Here is a 24,043-nt window from a genome sequence, read left to right as displayed (position 1 = left end):
GTATATATTAAATGCGCATCAAAAATAATCTTTTAGATTTATGATTTCTGTTTCCTGTACAATTGCCAGGAAATTGTTATGGCAATCACGCCAATAGCAATAATGCAGGTATGGATGATGGAGTTCTCGTCCATCACATCAGCGGCCCTTCTTTTCAGCAGGATGCCATAGAAAGCCCACACAATAACAAGGGCATAAGTGATATTGTTGCGAAGCAGTACCATGCCTATACTCAGCAGGGTACCCAGGCTGATCATGGCAATGGCCCACAGCACCTGTGCATGGCGGTTGCCATCCCAACCGGCGTATACCAGCAGCGCGGTAATATTGGCGATGGTGGCAACAGAGATCCATCCGAGGTAGATACTGAAAGGAATATGAATGAATATTTTCTCCCTCAGCGTAGCAGGAGCGATGCCGATGCCAAAGTTGAGATGGATGATGATCAGCGAAATCAGGAGGATTACCATGATAGCCACGCTCACGGGTATAAGATGATAATGCCATGCAAACAGCCAGCAGGCGTTGGCTACACTGGAAATGAGGAACCAGTCTTTCATCCGCTGCATCACATACGCCAGCGTTGCCGGTTGTTTATTGGAAAAAGATAACCATAATTGATATATGATAAAAGCTGTTAAAGAAAGATAGATAACACTCCAGATAGAGAACGTGATTCCCGCCGGTATAAACAGGTTAGGATATTCCTCGGAAATCTGCGCGGTGGTTTTACCATTGATGGGAAGCAGCACTGCCAGTGCATTTGCAGCTATCATAATAATAAAACCAAGTGTGTTGAAGATGGACCGGTTCTTAAAGTGGAGGGTTTCATGACTCACCATAACAGATGGGTGCTTTTTATAATATTAGTGACATGGTTACGGTGTTACAACACAAAAATTATGCTAAAGTAAACAATCAAAACAAAGTTTGAAAGCCGTTAGTATATATCTCCGTTTTTTCCATACATTTGCCAGCTATGACAGCTGAGCAACTTAAAGCTATGAGGGACCGTTTATATGTCCTGGGAGGTTTTCTTTAACGTACCTGACCGATTAGCAAAAATAGAAAACGACAAACAATTAAGCCTGGCGCCCGGTTTCTGGGACGACAACGTCAGAGCGACTTCGATTCTGAAGGAAATAAAGGTAAACAAATATTGGGTAGACCTTTACGATCAGGTAAACGCTGCTATTGACGACAGCGCTGTACTGAACGATTTTTTCAAAGAAGGTGAAGCAACGGAAGAAGAGGTGGAACAGGCATACAATGCTGCAGTAGCAGCGCTGGACGACCTGGAATTTAAATCTACGCTCAACCAGCCGGAAGATGAAATGCCCGCAGTATTAACCATTAACTCCGGTGCAGGCGGCACGGAAAGCCAGGATTGGGCCGAAATGCTGCTGCGTATGTACCGCATGTATGGCGAAAAACAGGGGTGGAAAGTATCGGAAATTGATACGCAGTATGGAGATGGCGCCGGTATCAAATCCGCTACACTGGAATTTGATGGCGACTTTGCATATGGCCACCTGAAAGCGGAAAGCGGCGTACACCGCCTGGTTCGTATTTCACCTTTCGATTCCAACGCACGCAGACATACTTCTTTCGCCTCCGTATATGTATATCCGTTAGTAGACAATACTATCGAGATTGCTGTAAACCCGGCAGACCTGGAATGGGAATTTTACCGTTCAGGTGGTAAGGGCGGACAGAACGTAAATAAGGTGGAAACAGCCGTACGTTTGAAGCATATCCCATCCGGTATCATCATCGAATGTCAGCAGGCCCGTACGCAGGGAGAGAACCGCGAAAAAGCGCTCACCATGCTGAAATCACGCCTGTATGAAGAAGAGATCCGCAAAAGGGAAGAACTGAAAAATGCAGCCAACGCCAACAAACGCAAAATCGAATGGGGATCACAGATCAGATCATACGTATTCCATCCGTATAAGATGATCAAAGACCACCGCACCGACTTTGAAGTAGGTAACGTAGGACCTGTAATGGACGGCGACCTGAACGGATTTGTGAAAGCATACCTGATGATGCAGAAGGAAGAGGACAATAATTAATAAGTATCGACTAATTATTAATAAGCGCGTAGGCGTTGTATAACTTAATTTTGCTGCGGAAACAATACTCGTAGTCATTTGTTTATTTGATTGTTTGTTTGCCTCCGGGTTTACAAATGATCAAATAAACAAATATAAAAATTAGGATACAATGAATACAGGATACTTTGAGTACGCAGCGCCTGCTAATGAGCCTGTGTTATCTTATGCACCCGGTTCTGCTGAGAGAATTGCATTAAAGAAACAGTTAGCCGCCTTCAAAAGCGAAGTAGCAGATATACCTATGTATATCGGTGGTAAGGAAATCCGCACCGGAAACACCGTTGATCTGCGCCCTCCCCACGAAATCAAACACAAATTAGGTCACTTCCATATGGGTGACGCCTCTCATGTGAAATCCGCCATCGCAGCAGCGCTGGAGGCACGTGAAAAATGGGCTAATATGGACTGGGAGCAACGCGCCGGCATCTTCCTGCGTGCTGCCGAACTCCTGGCCACCAAATACCGCTATCATATCAATGCCGCCACCATGCTGGGCCAGAGTAAGAACCCTTACCAGGCTGAAATTGACAGCGCATGTGAACTGATCGACTTCCTCCGCTACAACGTACACTTCCTCAGCGAAATATACCGCCAGCAGCCGGTTTGCGCGCCCGGTATCCATAACAGGGTAGAATACCGCCCGCTGGAAGGCTTTGTACTGGCCGTTACTCCTTTCAACTTCACCGCTATTGCCGGTAACCTGCCCGCTTCTGCCGCCATGTGTGGTAACGTGGTAGTGTGGAAACCCGCCAATACACAGGTATTCGCCGCACAGGTGATCATGAAGGTACTGATAGAAGCAGGTCTGCCTGCAGGCGTTATCAACCTCGTATATGCAAACGGCCCGGTTGTAGGAGACGTTTGTTTCGCAGATCCTCATTTCGCAGGCATCCACTTCACCGGCTCTACCGGCGTATTCCAGACCATGTGGAAAACCATCGGCGAAAACATCCACAAATACAAAACATATCCGCGCATCGTTGGTGAAACAGGTGGTAAAGACTTCGTACTGATCCACAAATCAGCCGATGTTGACATCGCCGTTACAGCGCTTGCCCGCGGCGCTTTTGAATACCAGGGACAGAAATGCTCTGCCGCCTCCCGTGCATACATACCAAACAATCTTGCTGACGATATAAAATCCAAATTAGTTGCCGAGCTGAAAACCATGAAAATGGGTTCCACAGAAGATTTCAGTAACTTCATCAACGCTGTGATCGATGAACGCTCTTTTGATAAGATCGCCCAATACATCGACAATGCGAAGAAAGATCCATCTGTAAAGATCATCGCTGGTGGTAATTACAACAAAACGGAAGGTTACTTTATTGAGCCAACCGTAATCGAAACTACCGATCCGAAATACATCACCATGTGTGAAGAAATCTTCGGCCCGGTATTAACGATCCACGTGTATGATGCAGAGAAATTTGAAGAAATCATGCAGTTGGTAGACACTACCTCCGAGTATGCTTTGACCGGTGCAGTTATTGCGCAGGACCGTTACGCTGTAGAACTGGCTACCCGCACACTGGTAAACAGCGCCGGTAACTTCTACATCAACGACAAACCAACCGGCGCAGTAGTAGGACAGCAGCCATTTGGCGGCGCCCGCGCTTCCGGTACCAACGATAAAGCCGGCTCCATGCTGAACCTCTATCGCTGGTTAAGTGCCCGAAGCATCAAAGAAACTTTTGTACCGGCTACCGATTACCGGTACCCGTTCCTGAAAGAAGCTTAGTAAATGTTCATGATTTATATGTGGGCGGTGGATTTATATCCATCGCCTTTTTTGTACCTTGCACCCTCATTCAGTATCCAGGAAATTATGCAGGCAGATATCTTACAAAAATACTTCTCAGAACACCATGAGCACTACCGTGTAGCAGATCTCGAACAATTACTGCTTGCCGACGGAACGCCGCAACCGGATGCCAGTATTGCCGCCGCCGGCGCTTTTGATGAGTATTTTAAGAAACAACTCCGTAAGAAAGGAACTAAAGCCGCCATCTTTTTTGGTGTGGGCCTCATTGCGCTTATCCGCGTTATTACCCTTACCAACCGCGAAGAAGGCAGCTTTATGCAGGTATCTTTATCCCTGGCGCTGGTAGCTTTTGCCCTGGTACTTGGGATCATATGGGGTATGCAGCTGTTTGCGCTGAAAGAAGAGATTTCTACGTTTAAGGATATGAGGAAGTTGTAGTTTACTGCAACTTCTGCAACGCCGCCAGCGACTCTGTTACATGTTTCTCTCCATCGCGCAGCGAATTGAATTCATGCACAATCACCCCATTCTTATCTACAATATAAGTTACCCGACCCGGTATCACAAAGGTTTTAGGCACGCCAAATAATTTACGCACTTCATTTTTCGGATCGCTGAGCAAGGTGAAAGGAAGATTGTGGTGTGTAGCAAAACTGCGGTGTGAAGCCACATTATCCGCACTGATGCCAATTACCATTGCGCCGTATTTCTGGAAGTCCTGGTACGAATCACGGAACGAACAGGCTTCTTTGGTGCATACACTGGTTTCATCTTTCGGATAGAAGTAGATAACCAACGGTTGTTTGCCAAGTACTGTATTGATATCAAAAGTTTTCCCGTTTTGATCCTGTAAGGTGAAGGCTGGAATTTTATCTCCTGTTTTCAGTTGTCCCTGGGAATTATTTCCCCATAATTGCAGAAAGGCGGTCATAGCTAAAATGGTCTTTAAAAGTTTCATACCCCGTTATTGATAACGCTAAAGTACGAAGAGAAGGGGAGCAACCTGTCATATTTCTGTTTTTGCATAACTAAAGAGTGCGGGAAACAGTGCTGTTTTAGAAATATTCCCTTGTTTATCAATCTTTTCTAATATTCAGCTTTTTATCTGTAGCATTTAATCATTATTTTTGGCCCCTAAAACGTTGTGTTTTGAAAACCATACTAAACGGCAAGCAAATGGCTATTACGATAGACAGGCTTTGTCATCAGTTGATAGAAAATAACTTACAGTTTGAGCAAACCGTGCTGATTGGATTACAGCCCAGGGGAATTTATTTGTCCGGCAGAATTCATCAGACCTTGCTGAAGTTAGTACCGGGAGCGCGTATCGACTACGGTAAGCTGGATATTACTTTTTACCGGGACGATTTTAACCAGAGTAAAACCCTGCATGTACCCAACGAAACAAATATTGATTTTTCCATAGAAAATAAAAAGGTAGTGTTGATAGATGATGTGTTGTATACCGGCCGCACGATCCGTTCTGCGCTGGATGCGATGCTGGACTTTGGCCGCCCTGCGGCGGTAGAGCTGCTCACGCTGATCGATCGCCGCTTCAGCAGGCAGCTGCCTATTCAGCCGGACTATACCGGTCGTACCATTGATGCCCTCATTTCCCAGAAAGTTAGGGTGTTGTGGAACGAAAGAGATGGTAAAGACGAAGTAGTTCTGATTGACTAAAATGAATCCGGATTTCAGAATTCAGATTTCACCCTTTATATTTGCACATTAATGTCACTTTCTGTAAAACACTTACTCGGAATTCGCGATCTGCAGCGCCAGGATATAGAGCTTATTTTTCAAACAGCCGACCAGTTTAAGGAGGTTTTACAAAGACCTATTAAAAAGGTTCCTACGCTACGCGATACAACAATTGTAAATTTATTTTTTGAGAACTCTACCCGCACACGCATCTCTTTTGAGTTAGCGGAAAAGCGCCTGGGTGCAGATACGGTTAACTTTTCTGCCTCGGGATCTTCCGTATCCAAAGGAGAAACGCTGATAGATACGGTGAACAACATCCTGTCCATGAAAGTGGATATGGTAGTGATGCGCCACTCTGCCAGCGGCGCGCCGCATTTCCTGGCCAAGCACATCAATGTGCCCATCCTCAATGCTGGCGACGGTATCAATGAACATCCCACCCAGGCATTGCTCGATGCCTTCTCCATCCGGGAAAGACTTGGTAGCGTGGAAGGCAAGAAGGTAGCCATTTGTGGCGATATCATGCATTCCAGGGTTGCCCTCTCCAATATCTACTGCCTCAAAAAACTGGGCGCAGAAGTAACGGTGGTAGGCCCGCCTACACTCATCCCGAAATACATGGCCGCCGCACTCGGCGTAAATGTGAGCTACAATATCCGCGAAGCCCTGCAATGGTGCGATGTGGCGAATGTGTTGCGTATTCAGCTGGAAAGACAAAACACCCCGCTGTTTTCTTCTCTCCGTGAATACTCCCTCGCATACGGCGTAAACCGCGAACTGCTCGATAGTCTGAATAAAGAAATTGTAATCATGCACCCCGGACCCATTAACCGCGGCGTGGAAATAAACTCTGATGTGGCGGACTCTGGTCAGTCCATCATCCTCGACCAGGTAGAAAACGGTGTGGCTATACGTATGGCGGCATTGTACCTGCTCGCAGGAAAGAAAACGGAGTAGCAGGCATACTCAAACAGTAATTACAACTTACTATGTTGCCCAATGAAGAAGAATTTCCTCCGTTGTATTCAACATCCGCAACGCGGCAAACTGTTGTGCTAAAAGTATTTCTGCTGGGCTGTTTTGCAGTGGTGCTGGCCATGCTGCTGGCTGGCGTCGTGTTTTCCTTTTGGATAAAAGAAGTAAGCATCCGGATGCTTACTATGGGCATTGCAGCTCCGGTTTTATGTGGTTTGATATGGATGGCAGTTGCCTCTTACCGGTCCGGTAAGCCCAAATATACACGGGCAGAGGTAAACGCTGAAGGGTTGCACCAGTACGGTGAAGGCGTGCCTGTACTGTCGTTGCGTTATGAGGCGTTGAGTACAAACAGCAGCGGCGGTGTGTACGACGTGCTTTGGACCGATTTGGGTTACAGCGAAACGAATCCGGATCTGTATGTTTTTATCAAAAACGAATCAGGGGCTGTACAGCTGCAGGCCGTGCAGTTTAGAATTTTCCTGGTGCCCAATGGGAATGCCCTGCTGGCGCATTTTGTAAGAGGTATTATGCGCTTTCGACCCGATTTGAAAATAGATCCTAAGGTGCTGAGCCGCTACCGGATAACATAGCATCCTGCCAAAATCAGAAGCCAACAGTCAACCCCAGTGTATATGATCTGAAAAACGGATATACGTTCCCGTTATAACCTCCCGCCTGTTCCGGATCATAATATTTAATCTTCATTTTAGTGGTTTCCCATAAGTCCTGCCCGGAGAAATAAATACGCAGGTTAGTAATCCATACTTTCTTCAGCCAGCTGGCCGGTAAGGTATAACCTACCTGCAGGTTTTTCAGCCGGATATAGGCGCCATTCATCGCCCAGTGCGAGGAAGGGGCGGTATTCTGCTGATCGTTGAGATACAGACGTGGAAATAACGCATCGGGATTTTCCGGCGTCCAGTAATCCTGGTTGATATCCCAGGGCTGTTGCCAGTTGGCGGTAAAAGGAAGATTATAGCGCGGATCGGGCATCACCTTGCGGTGAGCCACCCCCTGGAAGAAAACAGAGAAGTCAAACCCTTTCCAGGCAAAGCCCGCATCTATACCGTAGGAGAGCTGCGGATCGGTGCTGCCCAGGTACACCAGGTCGGCATTGTCTATTTTGTTGTCGCCGTTGATGTCTTTGTAGCGAAGATCACCCGGACCCGTGTTTTCATGCTGGAAGGCGTGTGCGCTCACTTCAGCGGCCGACTGGAAGTAGCCATCAGACTCGTAGCCAAACAGGGAAGAGTAAGGATACCCGGCAATGCCCTGGTTCCAGCCTGCCTGCGGCGCCACATCATTATTCCTCAGTACTTTATTCCGGCTGTTAAAGAGGTTCCCGCTAATATACCAGGTAAAGGGCCCCTGGTCGTCCCGCCAGCCCACATTGATTTCCCAGCCCCAGGTTTTCATTTCGCCACGGTGAAAGTCCAGCGGCCAGGCGCCGTCTGTGGAGGCGGTCAGCACCGGGATCTGCATGTCCCGGTTATGTTTAATAAAGTAATCTGCGGCAATCGTCAGCCTGCCTCTGAATAAGGTAGCATCCCAGCCATAGTTATTGGTGGAAATGTTCTCCCATCCCTGTGCCTGGATGATGGGGTTCTTATATGCAAATGGCAGAAAACGCGGCAGGGTATTAAAGCTGAAAGTTTGTAACCGTTCATCGTTGGGGATGCTGTTCCAGCTATTGATATTCCCCAATCTGCCCCATGACCACCTCAGTTTGAACTCATTGAAAAAAGGCAACGCGCGGTTAAACCAGGTTTCGTTGTTCAGGCGCCAGCCGGCGGAGAACGACGGGAACGCCTGCCACTGTTCGCCGCCAACAAAAGAAGTACTGTACTGTGATAACCGCGATGCGATGAGGTTTGCTTCCAGTAAGTAGCGGTTGTCGTAGTTATAGCTCATCTTACCGAATATCGACAGTAAAGAACCGCTGGCAGCCAGTAACTGCGTGTATTCGGGAGCGTTATTAAAGTGATTGGAATTGATTTCAGCCTGGCTGATATTATAAGATGCAGCTGTATTTTGCGTGGTATTATAGGTTTCCTGCGTGGCGCCGCCGAGCAGGTGTATATTATGTTTATCTTCTTTTATATCGTAGTCGGCCAGCAGCTGGAGGTTGCCGCCTTTTGCTTCCAGCTTGCTTTTCTGCAGCATGTTATGCGGCTGTATGAGCATGGCGGTATCCACACGGTTCCACAGGGCAATGGTATTGCGGCCCAGGTTGTCCTGCAGGGTGTGTTTCTGCGGACTGTAAATAAGCCGGAGGGTGAGTCCTTTTGTGAGGCTGTCGGCCCGCAGCGTAAATACTGCATCTATATAATTATTCTTTTCATCGCGCTCGCCGCCATCTTCTAAAACAGCATATCCCGGTGCGCCGCCATAGGCGTAGTTGCTGGTATTGGGTACATACACCGGCACATTGCCTGGTCCGCGGAAAATGCCTGCCAGCAAGCCGTTAGGGCCTTCCACCGGCTGCGAAGGGGAGAAGGTATTGGTTTGCGCATACGACAGCCGTGTTTCCAGGCTGAAGTGTTTACTAAAGCGGTTGTTCATATTCACCCGGGCGTTCACACGATGGGTACGGTCCGGTCCAACAGCAAATAGTCCCTGCCGCCCGAAGTAACCCAGTGATGCGGAGAACTGGTTGGAACTGTCGCCGCCTTTTACCGACAGGTTATAGTTTTCGATGCCGGTTCTGCTTTTGGTAAGCACCGGTAAAGGATTGTAGTTATAATAGTATTTGTAGTAATCAGGGTTTTGATAGTCGATCGCATAATGGTTCCCTTTCTTCATCAAATCTATTTCCATAGGGTCCCAGGGAGCGGTTTGACCGGCATTTTCAGCGGCCGTGTTTTGCATGGAGGCCGATTGCCAGGAGGGCAGCCGGTTGGGCAACCGGATGGGAGTTTCAAATCCGCCGAGGGTGTTGAAATCCACTTTCAGCTTGCCGGGTTTCCCGGTGCGGGTGGTAACCAGTACCACACCGCCGGCGCCACGGGCGCCATAAATAGAGGCGGCCGCCGCGTCTTTCAGGATGGATACTGATTCTATGTCGTCGGGATTAATTACGGCGAGGGAACCGGGTACGCCATCGATGATCACGGGGGTATTGCTACCGGAGGAAGAACCCACGCCGCGTACCTGTATGTTAAAGCCTTCGCGGCCAGGCTGCCCGTTACTGCGCGTTACCACCAGCCCGGTGGCAGTGCCCTGCAAAGCCGCCATGACGTTGGCTACGGGCCGGCTTCTGAGCCGTACGCCGTCTACCTGCGCAATGGCGCCGGTGATGTTGGCGCGTTTCTGCAGGCCATAACCCAGTACCACCAGCTCGTTGAGCTTGCGCAGGTCGGGTTGCAGCAATACGGATATATTTCTTCTGTCCCTTACGGCAATCTCTTTGGTTTCAAAGCCAATCAGCGATACCTGGAGGATGGCCTGTCCGTTGGCCAGGTCTACTTTGAAGTTGCCGTTCTCCGTAGTGGCGGTACCGTTAGTAGTGCCTTTTTCCCGGATAGATACGCCGCTTAAAGGCTGCATACCGTCTGATACGGAGCCGGTAACGGTCCATTTATCAGGGTTGGGATTAGTATTGGGAGGAGGCGTAAGATCTGCTGCAGTGGCGTTGAGCGGGATAACGATGATTTGCCCGTCTTTTATCTCTACTTTATATTTTGCAGGAGGGAATATCTTGGGCAGTACTTCCAGGAGGGGACTGTTGTGAACGTGTAAGCTAACGCCCTGGCGGGTTTCCAGTTCTCCGGAAGAAATAGCAAAGGTATACTTTGTTTGTTTTTCTATTTCCCGGATCACGGTTTTCAGGCTGGCATTTGTAAACTGAAGGGAAATCTTTTTGGGAGGGGCATTAGTATTCTGGGCCATAGCTACAGCATTGGCCAATACCAGGATAACAACGAAAATAAAATCAGGCACGCGTCCAAACCTGGAATTGGAGATACGCGCCTGTAGCAATAATTGCTGCATAAATAAAAAGTCAGGCGCGTATTAGTAGATGTCTACCAGGTCGTTTTTATGCGAAATGTTAATTTGAAGGGTTTTTCTCATAATGTCCAGTACTTCGTCCAGCGACATGTTGGGGAAGGTAGCCAGCAGTTTCTTATCAGCCAGTTGCTGATTGCTGATCTTGATCTGTACATTATAAAAATCTTCGAGGGCATCCGCCACTTCTGTGAGCGGGGTATCATCGAATGTTAAGGTCCGGGTTTTCCAGGCCAGAATATTGTTGTTTTTTTTATGGGTACGGGTATCTATTTCGCTGCCATTATGTTTCAGAGAGGCTTCCACACCGGGGGTAAGGATTACCTTTTTCTCTGTGCCTTTGTAGGCGGCGCTTACTTTTCCTGACTGCACAAATACTTTAACGCCACTGTTGGCGGCTTTTACGTTGAAGGCCGTACCGAGTACCTGTACTTCTACTTCGGGGGCATTTACAATGAAGGGGAGGGCGTCGTTTTTGGTAACATCAAAAAAGGCTTCTCCTTTATCTATTTTAATTTGTCTGTTATCTTTTCCAAATCCGCGGGCGTAGCGTACCTGTGTATGAGCGTTGAGGTACAGCATAGAACCGTCGGGCAGGCGCAAACTATCCTGTTGCTGGGCGGTGGCGTAGGTTTTATACCCGCCGGGTCCGAGCCAGGTCCAGGTGCCTGCAATAAGCAGCACAGCGGCGGCGGCCCACCAGTACCTGCGGTTCATCCTGATCACGCGGGTATTTTTCTTTTGTGCAGGAAGCGCAGCAGCTACAGGAACCTTATCCAGCATGGTATCCAGTGCCTGCCATTGTCCCTGGGTGTCGAAAGCAGAGGCAGCAGGGAGCGGATCGCCGTGCCACATGCCTTTCATATCCAGGAAGATGTCCAGGTTACCAGCATCCTGTTGAATCCATTCGTTGAGCTGCATTTTGTGCTGCTCATTGTCCGGATCTTCCAGGTAACGGATCACTATATCTATGTCTGTTTGATTATTCATGGCTTCTTATTAGTAATACAACCAGGGAACGTTATACCATTAAGCGATAATAAAAAAAATTTCGGGCGCATCCTACGACTTATTAATAAGGTCTACCCGCAATCGTTTTAAAGCTGTGGTCAAATGGGCGTATACTGTATTGATAGAGATATTCAGTTGTTCGGCGATTTCGGCTGGCGACAAGCCTTTCAGGCGGCTCATTTCAAAAACACGGCGGCATTGTTCCGGTAATTTCTCCAGGGCAGAGCGGTATTTGGCTTCCAGTTCCTTATGTTCCAGCAGGGAATGATTATTTTCTGAGGGGCTGGCGGTTTGCATTTGCTCCTTGGCGTATACTTCCTTCCGTTGTTCTTTTTTTATGCGGTTTAAACAGGTGTTAACAGTAGCCCTTGCGAGATAATGATTAATAGGGGCTCTTTCATCCAGGTTTTCCGCACCTTTCCACAAGTTGAGGAAAACATCCTGTACCATATCATTCGCGTCGTCTTCATCTTTTACATACCGGACAGCTATATTATACATAGAAGGGGCGAACTGTTTAAAAACAGCTTCGAATACATCTTTGTTTCTGCTCCGGATGCCTTTTACTATTTCGTCGTTACTCAATTGCAACATGCTTTTGATCTTTTGTCTTGTTTCCGTAGTGCGAAGATAATTTTTAAAATTACTAATTACGAAAGCAGCCAGTATACTGTCTCATAATTCTTTTTTTCACTTTAACATTTCTTTGACTAATGGTAAGTGAATTGTCGGATGTATTGTTATTATACGGCAGCCAACGATGAGGGCATATAACAAAAACCATGCACATTCATCCGGGCCGGGGATATTCATCATAAATATTAACCATACAAAAATTGATGCCATGAAAAAATCAATTGTAGGAACGCTCGCTTTAGCAACAATGGTAATCGGAATGTCTGCTTTTAAAAGTGCTGATGTAACCGCAGTAAAATCTGTAGACAGCACTGCCGCAATGGTAGATTCAATTGCAACAGATTCCCTTGTTAGCCTTGATTCAGTAAAGGTTTTCAGTGTTGATTCATTACAGCGCCTGGATTCTTTAAAAGGATTTGATTCCTTAATGACAGTAGATTCCTTAATGGGAATCGATTCTCTCCAGAAAGTAGATTCCCTGAGCGGAATTGACTCATTGCAGAGAATGGACTCCTTACAGGTAGATTCCCTGAGTGGAATGGATTCCTTGCAGGTAGATTCTTTAACCGGAATCGACTCATTACAGAAGGTAGATTCTTTACAAGGTAAAGATTCCCTGAAAGTACTGGCTGTAGAAGGTGGTTCTATCACTGGTAAAATCACTCCTGCCGACAGTGCTACCGAAGTAGAAGCAGACAATGGTACAGATAAGCTGAAAGGCGCTATCTCCCAGGGTGCATTCACTATCCCGGCTGCAAAAGCAGGTGCTTACACCATTACTATTCTCGGTAAAAGCCCTTACAAAAATGCCGTGATCAAAGATGTAAAAGTTGAAGACGGTAAAGCTACCGATCTGGGCGAAATCAAATTAGAACAATAGTTTTTAATAATGAAATAGCAACCAACAACACAAAATCAGCCCATGATGGAAAACCCATTTTGGTTTGATGCAGGGGGGCCTCTTACGGTCCCTCTTTTTTTTGTGCGCGGAGGTTGTCTTTCCCAGGATTAGACGGATTATATGGATTACGCTGATTTTATTTTTTTTGATTTGGGGGAGGAATAATGTTGGGTTAGCAGCCAATGTGTTCTTATTTTTTCTGGGAGATGACAAAGGCGGCCTCTATAAGCCGGTATAGCTCCGTAAAGCAGGACATCACTTTCATTCGCTCACTCACGGCGCTATAGGGACTGCCAGGGTTTGTAAGGGCTTCGGTTTGTACAGAAGTGAGGATATCGTTGGTTTCGCCCGGCCCAAATAGCTCAAAGTAGTTTTTCAGGACTGTTTCCGGAGAATGATATTCTTCTTCGGAAAGGCGAAACGGGTTTTGGTTAAAAACAAAGATGGTTAACGGAGATTGCATGGTTGAATGTTTACTTAAAGATAATAATTATTAATTAATAATTAATAAAAGTGGTCTATAAGATTATATTTATTTCCTTGTAATTAATATATGCCTTTAAAAGAACTACATTTTGTTATCTTTAGTGTACAAAATGTAGATTGATGCCTGAAAAGACATTTAACCGGATCAAAATAATGATTGTCGAGACGGGGAGGAGTAACAACTGGTTGGCAAAAGAGCTGGGAGTAAGCATAACCACCGTTTCAAAATGGTGTACCAATACAATGCAGCCTACCATTGAATCCTTATTTGAAATCGCTGCCGCATTAGACGTAGATGTACGGGAGCTATTGGTTAGCACAAAGAAGCATTCCTAATTGTAATAAATCCAATAAATCGTCTATAATCCGCTTACATCTCCTCAAATCTTTTAAATCCAAAGTGATCAAATCCCTAAATCAATATAATCAGGTTAATCCTGAGTAAGACAACATCCGCTTTACCCCATACTTCTCCAATGCCTGGGACATGCGTCGCACATGCGTATCTCATGGACTATCCATACTGTTCCCATGCACTCCTCATGGACTCCTCATGGACTCCTCATGCACTATTAATGCACTATCCATGCACTATCAATGAAAAAATAATAGTTTTGCGCAAATTTTAAATCACACATGCGCACCATTATCCTGCTCACAGTCTCCAATACTTTCATGACTTTCGCCTGGTATGGCCACCTCAAACACCAGGATGTGGCCCTCTGGAAGGTAATCCTCATCAGCTGGGGCATTGCTTTCTTTGAATACTGCTTTATGGTGCCTGCCAACCGTTATGGCGCCCAGGAGGGTTTTAGCGGCTTCCAGCTCAAAACCATCCAGGAAGTAATCACCCTCACCGTTTTTAGCATCTTCGCAGTCACTTTCCTCAAAGAACCCCTGAGATGGAATTACCTCGTATCGTTTTTCTTCCTCATCGGTGCCGTGTATTTTATGTTTAAAAAGTAGTGCGGTAATAAAGCAGTAAAGTCTATATACTTTAGGATCAATTCATATTATACAAAAAAAGATGTAAGACAAGATCAAATTAAAAAAAAATCTGTATTATCTTTAGGGATCAACTTTCAACCAAAAACCAAATCATTGAGGGAAGAAGCTAATATACAGCTACTGGTGGAACGGGTGGCATCTCTAGGGGATGAACAGGCTTATAAAGCATTGTTCAGGTTGTTTTACAAGCCGCTGAGTCAGTTTGCCTTTTCCATTGTGAAGTCCTGGGAGTCTGCGGAAGAAATTGCGTCAGATGTGTTTATGAACGTCTGGAAGCAGCGGGAACGCCTGCTCCAGGTAGATAACCTCCGGGTATACCTCTATGTATCCACTAAAAATATTGCCCTCAACTACTTAAATAAGGCAGCCCGCACCCAGCACTTCAGTCTCGATGAAGTAACGGTAGACATCAGCGTGAGCTACGCCACCCCGGAACAGATCTTCATTTCCGGGGAAATGGTGAAAAGGATAGAAGCCGCCGTAAACGCACTCCCGCCCAAAAGGAAGATGATCTTTAAACTGATCCGCGAAGATGGTCTTAAATATAAAGAGGTAGCCCAGATCCTCGATATTTCTGTGAACACCATCGATGTGCACATGGCCCAGGCACTCAAAAAAATCAGCGAGGTAATTAACCTCTCCTTCATCAAAACAAAATAATTTAAATTTTTTTTTAGACGGAGTAGTAGATTCTTTCAATTTACTTGTCCTTCTATATAATCATGCTTTTGTATCATACACATGGAACAGGAAAGAATATGGCTTTTGATGGGAAGGAAAGTATCGGGCGAGGCCACGATGGAGGAGTTGCGTGAACTGGAAGCATCATTGCAGAAAGACCCGGATCTGAGATATAAATTATCCGTATTAAGCAACTGGCCGCAACCAGCCGGCAATACAGAATGGGAAACCAGAACGGAACGTGCATTGGATAAACACCTGGAAAGAATGCAACAGGAGTTTCCACAGGAAGAATTACCCGTTAAAAGAGTAAGAAGGAATTTCCGCAAATGGGTGGCTGTTCTTTCTATACTGGTAGTGGTACTGGGAGGCTATTGTATTTATCTCTTATCAGTAAAGTATCCGCAAAAAGCCGGAAAAGCAGCGATGGCGGCCATTTATACCCGCGATGGCTCCCGCTCCCGGGCACAATTGCCCGATGGAACGGAAGTATGGCTCAATGGCGGCAGCCGTTTAACCTATGATCCTGATATGAACAACCTGGGCAACCGGGAAGTTACTTTGGAAGGAGAAGCGTTTTTTGATGTAGCGAAGAATGCAGCCAAACCTTTTTCTATCCATACTTCCAAAATGGATATCAAAGTATTGGGCACCTCCTTTAATGTAAAAGCATACACAGGGGATCATACCACAGAAGCTACGCTGATCACCGGCGCAGTGGAAGTAACACTGAATGATGGCGTGGAAAGGAACGTGAAACTGGCGCCTAATCAAAAGATCATCTTACACCACACACCAGCAGATAAACTGACCCAACCCAACCTCATAGCAGGCTATAAGGTAGAAAATATTCGCAGTAACGCGCAGGACAGCATGGTGGCGGAAACCGCCTGGTGCGACAACTACCTCGTGTTCGACAACGACAACTTCGAAGATATTGCGCTGAAAATGGAACGCTGGTATGGTATTAAAATCCATCTCAACGGGAACAAGTTAAAAGACTACCATTTCACCGCCACTTTTAAAAATGAATCGTTTTCAGAAGTACTGGAAGCGCTGAAGGTTACAACATCATTTCATTGCAGGATAGTAAGCAATGAAGTATTTATTACCCAGTAAAGGGGGAAAGTCAATAGAAAATCGATACCTCTCAGATAAAAAAAAGGGCAAATGCTGCAAACATTTACCCCTTTTGTTGAGATCAAACGGCAGTTAGCTTCACTTGGCAATGTAGTCCTGTCGTAGTTTTATGACCTTTTACAACCTAAATGTATGGAAAAAAATCATACATTATGCAATCCTTTTGCGTCTAAAAACATAGGGAAAAGTTGTACTGATAATGAAACTGGTGTCCTTTATTATTCTTATTACCTGTTTGCAAATAACGGGGAATGTCTTCGGTCAACAGGATCGTCGCATTTCCATCAAAGCAGATTCATTGCCATTGACACGGCTGCTGAAGATGATCGAAAAGAAAAGCGGTTACCGTTTTGTGTATCGTAACGATCTTATTCCGGCAGGAAAAAAAGTGTCGGTGAATGAAACCAATGCTTCGACTGAAGATATTTTAAAGAAGATACTGAAAAACACCGGCCTCACATTTAAGCAGCTTTCTGCCACCCTTGTGGCAATAGCGCCTGAAAACAAAGAGATCAGGAATATCAGTATCAACGGAACGGTAACAGATGTTTTCGGACATCCGCTGCCAGGTGTGAGTTTGCGTATTGCAGGGCTCAATAAGGGAACTACTACAGATGAGAATGGAACATTCCATATGGAAGCGCCTTCCTCAGCAACGTTGATCTGTTCTTTCATCGGTTATGAAGAACAGCGGGTAACGGTAAACAACACCGCTCCTCTCAACATTATGCTGAAAGACGATTCCAAAGGATTGAACGAAGTGGTGGTAGTGGCTTATGGCGTGCAAACAAAAAGTTCTTTGACAGGTTCAGCTACTATGGTAAGTGCTTCATTGTATGATAAAGCGCCCCGTAGCAGCTTCCAGGAAAGCTTACAAGGCAATGTACCCGGCTTACAATCTACCAATGGTTCCGGTCAGCCCGGATCCATACCCAGTATTCACATACGTGGTATAGGTTCTATTACCGCAGGCAGCTCGCCACTTTACGTGGTAGACGGCACACCTGTGGTAACAGACAACCTCACCGATTATAATGTTAATTCCCTCGCAGGAATTAACAGCGCTGATATCGCCTCTATCTCTGTTTTAAAAGATGCAGCTTCTGCGTCGATCTATGGCTCCCGCGCTGCCAACGGCGTAATATTAATTACAACGAAAACCGGCAGCCTGGGCAGAACAAAGATCAGCGCAACCGTACAAAGAGGCAGCAACCAGCTCACCATTCCGCAGGCCAACTATCCGCTCAATACCAAAGAGATGATGGAACTCCTCCGCGAAGGATGGGCGCACAAAGCAGATGGCACCGGCGAAGCAGGTTTTCAACGGGAACTCCGCGCACGTGGTGTGGATACTACCGTTAATACCAACTGGATCGATGTGCTAACGCGCCACGGAAGCTATACACAGGCTAATCTATCTGCCGCAGGCGGAAGTAATAAAACAAAATTTTATGTTTCCGGTGGCTTATATGATTCCAAATCAGCCCTGAAAGGAGTGGACTATAAACGTATGACGGGTAAGCTCAACCTGAGCAACCAGGCCACTAACCGCTTATCATTTGACGTTAACCTGTCGTTATCCTACCAGCGCGCAAACGCAGTAGGAGATGTAGGACTGATGGCCAACCCCGTACGCTCACTCGTTCGTTTGCAACCGTGGCTGAAAATTTATAACGCAGATGGCAGCTACGACTTCAGCTACAACAACACCTTTAACCCGGTGGCCGTACTGAATGGCGATACCCGCACAGGTACCATCTATGGCCTGCTCGGAGGCGCCGGCGCCAAATACGCCTTCACTGATTTTCTTTCCTTTGAAACGAAGATCAGTCTCGACCTGAACTACGCCCGCAGCAATTCATTTTTTGCACCGGGATTCGGGGATGGAAGAAATACCAATGGCTGGGTATCGGTAAACAACAGCCTGTGGAACAACTGGGTATCTACCAATATCCTGCGGTTCAACAGACGATGGGGTTACCACGGGATCAACACTTTTGTAGGATACGAAGCGCAGAAAACTACCAACAGCGGCAACGCGTCAGCAGCATCTAACCTGCTGCCGGATCTGCAACTGCTGGCAGACGCCTCCAAACCGGAAAGTGTATCCTCTGTATCCAGCGCCAATTCATTAACAGGACTGTTTCTGAATAACAGCTACGATTACAAGCAGAAATATTACCTGACAGCCTCCATCCGGAGAGACGCCTCTTCGAGGTTTGGCCGTCAGAAAAGAAGTGCCGCATTCTGGTCCATCGGAACCGCGTGGAATATCTACCGCGAGCCATTCCTCCAGAATGTAAACGTTATTAACGAATTAAAGATAAGAGCGAGCTACGGCAGCAACGGAAACCAGGCTATTGATAACTATGCTTCATTGTCGCTGTATAGTCCGGCAAATGATTATGACGGGAAACCGGGGTATGTGCTTACGCAATACCCCAATCCCTTCCTTACATGGGAGCAGAACAGGCCATTTAATATAGGACTCGATTTTGCCCTGCTTAAAAACAGGTTGTCCGGTACGGTGGAATATTATAACAGAACCACTTCACGGTTACTGCTTAATGTACCGGTATCTTCTGCAAATGGTATTACCACTGTTTTTAGAAATAACGGAGAGATGAAAAACAGCGGCTGGGAAATATCTCTTTCCTCCCGCAACATCATCGCAAAAAATGAAAATGAATTCTCATGGCGTACAGATGCCAACATCTCTACGCTGAATAATAAAATTACCCGGCTGGATAATCCGATTACCAGCGTGCCGTACAAAAGGGAAGTAGGTACTGATTTCTACCAGTTTTTCCTGGTAGGATTTGCAGGAGCCGATCCGAAAACCGGTGAAGCACTGTGGTATAAAGATGCGTCTAAAACCACTACCACCAACTCTTATGGCGAAGCGCAACGGTTTAACCAGGGAAGTGCCCTGCCAAAATTTTATGGCGGCGTTACTAACTATTTCAGCTACAAAGGATTTGATCTGAGCTTCCAGTTCTTTTATAACTGGGGAAATAAAGTATACGACAACTGGGGCACATTCACAGAATCAGACGGCAGCGGCGGATTTGGCGGCGGCGCAAAAATGTCGCGCCTCATCTACGAAAACCGCTGGCAGAAACCCGGTGATATCACCAACGTACCCAAAGTAGTATTCGGTGGCACACAATCGGGGTTAAGCAACCAAAGCTCGTCCAGGTTCCTGTACGACGGCAGTTTCATCCGGCTGAGGGATGTGATGCTGGCCTACAACCTGCAACAAAACTGGTTAAGGAAAGCCAACATCAACGAAGTGAAAATATATGTACGCGGCAATAATTTATGGACGTATGTAAAAGACAAGTATCTCACCATGGACCCGGAAGTACCGGTAACAGGGGATTACGACCAGCGTCCGCCGGTATTTAAAACCTTCCTGGTAGGATTGGATGTAAACTTTTAAGGTATTCATGCAAAAGAAATATACATACGGGGTACTGGTATTACTGGCTGGCTTACTCGGCGCCTGCAGCAAGGACTTCCTTGATCAGAAGCCGGATCAGTCAACAGAAACAGGCCGCGCTATTACCGACCTGCCCGGACTACGGGCAGCCATCAACGGCGTGTATTCGCTGATGCAGAATGAAAATTATTATGGACGTACCATGCCGCTGCTGCCGGATCTCCGGTCCGACAATGGTTTTATCAGCGTCATCAACAGCAACCGGTATCGTAACCAGGACCAGTATATTGTTACGGCCAACGATCAGTATACTACCGATTCATGGAATCAATTATATGCTGTAGTAGCCAATGCCAATATGGTAATTATGAAAGGGCCTTACATTTCCCTGTTACCATCGGCGGCCGACAGCACAGAGGCAAAACAGATTGTGGCAGAAGCGTACGCATTGCGGGCGCAGGTGTTCTTTGATATAGCGCGCATGTTTGCGCAACCGTATAATTACACGCCCGGCGCCACTCACATGGGAATTCCTATTGTGACCATCACCAACGTGGATTCGGTGCAGTCGCCCTCACGCAGCAGTATAAAAGATACGTATGCGCAAATCATCCGCGACCTCACCACGGCGATCAGCAGGTTTGAAGAAAGCAAAAGCACCGCTTTCTCTTCCGGACGTATTAATGTGTATTCTGCCAAAGCGTTGTTGTCGAGGATATTGTTGTATAAAGAAGACTGGCAGGGCGCCGCCACTTATGCGAACGCAGTGATCCAGTCCAATAAATACGCATTATTGCCCAACGAAAAACTGGTGAGCGATTTTAAGATCACCAACAACAATGAAACAGTTTTTGAAATCATCAATACCCCGGTAGATAACCGGAACACGGATGGCTTAAGTTATATGTTCAGCCAGGATGGATACGGTGATGTACTCGCAACGAATAACATCTACAATATTTACCAGGCAACAGATGTAAGAAGGGATTTTCTGCAGAAGGGTAAGCGCTCCGGCAACGGTGGCGAAGATCCGGCTAACATCATCACCAAATATAAAGATGTGAGCACGTTTACAGAAAGTATTAAAGTGATGCGGCTGGCAGAATTGTACCTGATCCGTGCAGAAGCAGCAGCACACCTTGGAAGCACCGCGGAAGCACAGGCTGACCTGCAACTGGTGGCACAACGCGCCGACCATAACGCGCCGCCGGTAACCGTTACCGGACCGGCACTCCTGGACGCAATCCTGTTGGAAAGAAGAAAGGAACTGGCCTTTGAAGGGCACCGGCTGTTTGACTTAATCAGAACAAAACGTTCATTCACCAAATACCTGGCGAGTGACAAAACGATACTGGTAGTGTGGCCTAATACGAAAGTAATATTGCCCATACCACAAAGAGAACTGGATGCTAACCCCAACATACGCAACCAGCAGAACGAAGGTTACAATTAAATCTAAACCGCCTTTGTTAATAATTGGTTTTTGCTTACGAGCTGGTTGGATTTTTGCTTATGAAGAAATAAAGGCCCGGTGGTTCTCACCGGGCCTTTTCTATTTATGTACTAACGTTAACGCCTATTCGGATTTCAAACTCTTCACCGGGTTAGCCAATGCTGCTTTCACTGATTGGAAACTGATGGTGAGGAAGGTGAGCAGGATAATTGAAATACCAGCAATTAAAAACACGCCCGCATCTATATGAATGCTGTAGGCAAACCCTTTCAACCATTGCGAAGTAGCCCACCATGCCACGGGGAAGCCAATCAGCATGGCGATTAATACCAGTCGCAGGAAATCTTTTGACAGCATCATCACAATAGTGCTCACCGTAGCGCCCAGTACTTTCCGGATGCCAATTTCTTTATTTCGCCGTTGAGCGGTAAAGGCGGCCAGTCCGAATAAACCAAGACAGGAGATGAGAATCGCTAAACCTGCAAAATATTTTGACAACTGGGAGATCTGGTTTTCTGCAGCGTATAAAGTCTGGTATCTTTCATCCAGGAACTTATATTCAAATGAGAACCCTGGGTTCATTTGCAGGTACAATTCCTGCAGCCTGGCTATCACGGCTTTCTCCCGGCCTGTTTGTATTTTAATCATAAAGCGGTTGGCGTCCTGGGGAGCCAGCTGAAAAAACAGCGGCTTTACCTCTTCATGAAGCGATTCAAAATGAAAGTCCTTCACAACTCCTCCAATCCGCATGTTATCTCCCCATAATTTAACCTGCTTTCCAATAGGGTCTTTCATCCCCATGAACTTCACTGCTGCTTCGTTGAAGATGAGCATGGAACTATCTGCGCCAAAGTCGCGGGAAAAATCCCGGCCTTCTTTTATTTTTATATCCAGCGTTTTCAACAGGTCATAATTTACAGGTACCACTTCAAATTCGGTGGCATCCTTCAGATCTTTTCCTGGCCATATCACGTCGGAAGTACCGCTGCTATGACCAGTCAGCCCATGCCCCATACCTGAGGCGGTTGTTACGCCCGGTATCTCTTTCACCTCAGCAAGAAAACGTTCACTTACCTCATATTGCGACAGCTTTCCTTCTCTCGGAAACGTAACAATATGGTCCCTGTCGTAGCCAAGATTTTTTGTCTGGATAAAGCTGATCTGCCTGTAAACAACTAATACCGCAACGATCAGTATAATAGAGAGGGAAAATTGGAAGACAACCAATCCTTTCCGGATCAGCAGTTCTCCTGCAGAGCCGTTGATCTTTCCTTTCAATACCGCAGCAGGCTTAAAACCTGAAAGATGAAATGCAGGATAACTACCCGCTACTAAACCAGTAAAGAGTGTAATGCCAAGTCCTGCCAGTATCAATGTTTTATCAAAATGGTACAGCGAAAGCTGCTTCCCTGTAATATTATTGAAAACCGGAAGGAACAATATCACCATTAGAATAGCGAGCAACAGAGACGCAAAAGCCATTAACATAGATTCTCCGAGATATTGAAGAATAAGTGCGCCCCGGCCGGCGCCCATTGCTTTTTTGATGCCTACCTCTTTTGCCCTGCCGGATGCTTTGGCGGTAGACAGGTTCATGAAATTGATACAGGCGATCACTAGTATAAAAATGGCAATGATGGAAAACAGGCGTACATAATCTATCCGGCCTCCCACCTGGATACCGTTCTCATAGCGGCCATACAGGTAGTTCTCTGAATAGCGCTGAATGAATGGCGTACGGTAAGTAATTTCACTGTTCGTTTTAACCTTAATGTAGTTGGCGATTTTAGCATTGAACTTGTCAACGTTGGTGCCCGGCTTTAATGTTATAAACGTATAATACCCTGTATTGTCCCAATTATTGGCGTTTTGCTTTATCATATCCAGTGCACGGACGGGTAAAACAAAGTCGAATTGTTCAGACGAATGTTGATCAGGCGCCTTAAATACACCGGAAACAACAAATTTTTGCTGATGCTGATGGTCTACTGTTTTACCTACCACATTTTTGGAGCTGCCAAACAATTTGGTAGCCATTACATCAGATAACACAATAGATGTTGGATCTGCCAGCACCTGATCCGGATTTCCCTCAATCAGATCATAAGAGAACATATTGAAAAAATCTTTGTCGGCGTATTTTCCTTTAGTCCTTATGCCATCATCATCTTTTACAGAGAGTGTAGATGCCCTCAGGGGAGATATATAGGCGGCATATTCTACCTCAGGCATGTCTTTTTTCAAGGCTTCGGGCATAGGTACCGGAGATGATTTTGCCGTCCAGATGCCGCTTGCCTGCACCCTGTTTTCCAATACCTGGAAAAGCGTGGCGTCTTTCTTATGGAATTTGTCAATGCTCAATTCATCCTGCACCCAAACATAAATCAGGAGCGCACAGGCAAGTCCCGTAGATAAACCAATTAAGTTAAGAAAAGCAAACCGGCGGTCTTTGATCAGATTGCGCCAGGCAACCGTCAGGTAGTTTTTTAGCATAGCAGAGAATATGTGGTTCGTATGGCTCCAAAGAGGATGCCATTGCCCGGGACACATATAAACCAAAATAATGTATATTTAGAATATATTTAAATTGTTCGTTTTTGATACAGTCACTGTTCATATATGTACCTGGAGTACAACTATCCTATGTTCTGCTACGCTCATCATATTTATCTTCCCGTCCCACTAATTAATTATTACTTTTGGCCATCTGTAAATT

20 protein-coding genes are annotated in these 24,043 nt (G+C 46.2%); 13 read left to right on the top strand and 7 right to left on the bottom strand.

Annotation, left to right across the window (positions count from 1 at the left end; all coding sequences use genetic code 11):
- Window positions 1-38: 38 nt before the first annotated feature.
- Window positions 39-842 carry a hypothetical protein gene (locus B5Z18_RS23500; protein ID WP_079471972.1) on the bottom strand — a complete coding sequence of 268 codons (804 nt, stop codon included), beginning with the start codon at window positions 840-842 and terminating at the stop codon, window positions 39-41.
- A gap of 137 nt (window positions 843-979) precedes the next feature.
- On the opposite strand from B5Z18_RS23500, the gene prfB reads away from it, so the two are divergent.
- From prfB to B5Z18_RS23485, 3 genes are all read left to right on the top strand, one after another.
- Window positions 980-2,075, top strand: a protein-coding gene (gene prfB, locus B5Z18_RS23495) for a peptide chain release factor 2 (RefSeq protein ID WP_143313671.1) whose coding sequence is annotated in 2 segments (ribosomal slippage) — window positions 980-1,039 and window positions 1,041-2,075 — 1,095 coding nt in all. Because the reading frame shifts where the segments join, the coding sequence is not laid out codon by codon here.
- A 151-nt stretch (window positions 2,076-2,226) separates the two neighbouring features.
- Window positions 2,227-3,858 carry an L-glutamate gamma-semialdehyde dehydrogenase gene (gene pruA / locus B5Z18_RS23490; protein WP_079471971.1) on the top strand — a complete coding sequence of 544 codons (1,632 nt, stop codon included), beginning with the start codon at window positions 2,227-2,229 and terminating at the stop codon, window positions 3,856-3,858.
- Window positions 3,859-3,861: 3 nt separating this feature from the next.
- Entirely contained in the window at window positions 3,862-4,320 is a 459-nt protein-coding gene (locus B5Z18_RS23485; RefSeq protein WP_079471970.1) for a hypothetical protein, read from the top strand.
- Between the two features lies 1 nt (window position 4,321).
- Here B5Z18_RS23485 and B5Z18_RS23480 read toward each other — a convergent pair whose 3' ends face one another.
- The gene (locus B5Z18_RS23480) at window positions 4,322-4,840 is read right to left on the bottom strand and encodes a peroxiredoxin (protein ID WP_235015999.1); all 519 of its coding nucleotides are present in this window, start codon (window positions 4,838-4,840) and stop codon (window positions 4,322-4,324) included.
- 191 nt (window positions 4,841-5,031) lie between these two features.
- Between B5Z18_RS23480 and pyrR the strand changes: the two genes are divergently transcribed.
- The 3 genes from pyrR to B5Z18_RS23465 are packed head-to-tail and all read left to right on the top strand — an operon-like array spanning window position 5,032 to window position 7,154.
- On the top strand, window positions 5,032-5,562 hold the full coding sequence (pyrR, locus tag B5Z18_RS23475; protein WP_079471968.1) for a bifunctional pyr operon transcriptional regulator/uracil phosphoribosyltransferase PyrR: 531 nt from the start codon (window positions 5,032-5,034) through the stop codon (window positions 5,560-5,562).
- Between the two features lie 51 nt (window positions 5,563-5,613).
- Window positions 5,614-6,543 carry an aspartate carbamoyltransferase catalytic subunit gene (locus B5Z18_RS23470; protein WP_079471967.1) on the top strand — a complete coding sequence of 310 codons (930 nt, stop codon included), beginning with the start codon at window positions 5,614-5,616 and terminating at the stop codon, window positions 6,541-6,543.
- 32 nt (window positions 6,544-6,575) lie between these two features.
- Window positions 6,576-7,154, top strand: a complete 579-nt coding sequence (locus B5Z18_RS23465; RefSeq protein ID WP_079471966.1) for a hypothetical protein — start codon at window positions 6,576-6,578, stop codon at window positions 7,152-7,154.
- A gap of 13 nt (window positions 7,155-7,167) precedes the next feature.
- Here the strand turns inward: B5Z18_RS23465 and B5Z18_RS23460 are convergent, their stop codons facing one another.
- From B5Z18_RS23460 to B5Z18_RS23450, 3 genes are all read right to left on the bottom strand, one after another.
- The gene (locus tag B5Z18_RS23460; RefSeq protein ID WP_079471965.1) at window positions 7,168-10,554 is read right to left on the bottom strand and encodes a SusC/RagA family TonB-linked outer membrane protein; all 3,387 of its coding nucleotides are present in this window, start codon (window positions 10,552-10,554) and stop codon (window positions 7,168-7,170) included.
- A 21-nt stretch (window positions 10,555-10,575) separates the two neighbouring features.
- The gene (locus B5Z18_RS23455) at window positions 10,576-11,559 is read right to left on the bottom strand and encodes a FecR family protein (protein ID WP_079471964.1); all 984 of its coding nucleotides are present in this window, start codon (window positions 11,557-11,559) and stop codon (window positions 10,576-10,578) included.
- A 72-nt stretch (window positions 11,560-11,631) separates the two neighbouring features.
- Window positions 11,632-12,174 (bottom strand): RNA polymerase sigma-70 factor, encoded by a 543-nt coding sequence (locus B5Z18_RS23450; protein WP_079471963.1) that lies wholly within the window; start codon window positions 12,172-12,174, stop codon window positions 11,632-11,634.
- A 250-nt stretch (window positions 12,175-12,424) separates the two neighbouring features.
- Between B5Z18_RS23450 and B5Z18_RS23445 the strand changes: the two genes are divergently transcribed.
- On the top strand, window positions 12,425-13,096 hold the full coding sequence (locus B5Z18_RS23445) for a peptidase associated/transthyretin-like domain-containing protein (protein ID WP_133256188.1): 672 nt from the start codon (window positions 12,425-12,427) through the stop codon (window positions 13,094-13,096).
- A 211-nt stretch (window positions 13,097-13,307) separates the two neighbouring features.
- Here B5Z18_RS23445 and B5Z18_RS23440 read toward each other — a convergent pair whose 3' ends face one another.
- Complete coding sequence (locus B5Z18_RS23440; RefSeq protein WP_079471961.1) at window positions 13,308-13,580, bottom strand: hypothetical protein; 273 nt, start codon at window positions 13,578-13,580, stop codon at window positions 13,308-13,310.
- A gap of 176 nt (window positions 13,581-13,756) precedes the next feature.
- On the opposite strand from B5Z18_RS23440, the gene B5Z18_RS23435 reads away from it, so the two are divergent.
- The 6 genes from B5Z18_RS23435 to B5Z18_RS23410 all read left to right on the top strand — a co-directional run bounded on the left by B5Z18_RS23435 (window position 13,757) and on the right by B5Z18_RS23410 (window position 21,327).
- Window positions 13,757-13,939 (top strand): helix-turn-helix transcriptional regulator, encoded by a 183-nt coding sequence (locus B5Z18_RS23435; protein WP_235015997.1) that lies wholly within the window; start codon window positions 13,757-13,759, stop codon window positions 13,937-13,939.
- A gap of 300 nt (window positions 13,940-14,239) precedes the next feature.
- On the top strand, window positions 14,240-14,569 hold the full coding sequence (locus B5Z18_RS23430) for a DMT family protein (RefSeq protein WP_079471959.1): 330 nt from the start codon (window positions 14,240-14,242) through the stop codon (window positions 14,567-14,569).
- Window positions 14,570-14,704: 135 nt separating this feature from the next.
- The gene (locus B5Z18_RS23425; protein ID WP_227024536.1) at window positions 14,705-15,271 is read left to right on the top strand and encodes an RNA polymerase sigma factor; all 567 of its coding nucleotides are present in this window, start codon (window positions 14,705-14,707) and stop codon (window positions 15,269-15,271) included.
- 108 nt (window positions 15,272-15,379) lie between these two features.
- A complete protein-coding gene (locus B5Z18_RS23420; protein ID WP_159454402.1) occupies window positions 15,380-16,411 on the top strand; it encodes a FecR family protein in 1,032 nt (343 codons plus the stop codon).
- A gap of 220 nt (window positions 16,412-16,631) precedes the next feature.
- Window positions 16,632-19,874: a SusC/RagA family TonB-linked outer membrane protein gene (locus B5Z18_RS23415; protein ID WP_079471956.1), complete on the top strand. Its 3,243-nt coding sequence runs from the start codon at window positions 16,632-16,634 to the stop codon at window positions 19,872-19,874.
- Between the two features lie 7 nt (window positions 19,875-19,881).
- The gene (locus B5Z18_RS23410) at window positions 19,882-21,327 is read left to right on the top strand and encodes a RagB/SusD family nutrient uptake outer membrane protein (protein WP_079471955.1); all 1,446 of its coding nucleotides are present in this window, start codon (window positions 19,882-19,884) and stop codon (window positions 21,325-21,327) included.
- A 123-nt stretch (window positions 21,328-21,450) separates the two neighbouring features.
- Here B5Z18_RS23410 and B5Z18_RS23405 read toward each other — a convergent pair whose 3' ends face one another.
- The gene (locus tag B5Z18_RS23405) at window positions 21,451-23,820 is read right to left on the bottom strand and encodes an ABC transporter permease (RefSeq protein WP_079471954.1); all 2,370 of its coding nucleotides are present in this window, start codon (window positions 23,818-23,820) and stop codon (window positions 21,451-21,453) included.
- Window positions 23,821-24,043: the final 223 nt, after the last annotated feature.

Origin of the sequence: Chitinophaga ginsengisegetis, assembly GCF_900168065.1 — a bacterium.
Classification (GTDB): Bacteria; Bacteroidota; Bacteroidia; order Chitinophagales; family Chitinophagaceae; genus Chitinophaga; species Chitinophaga ginsengisegetis.
Note: the sequence above shows the minus strand (reverse complement) of the source record. Positions and strands in the feature narration are given on the sequence as shown.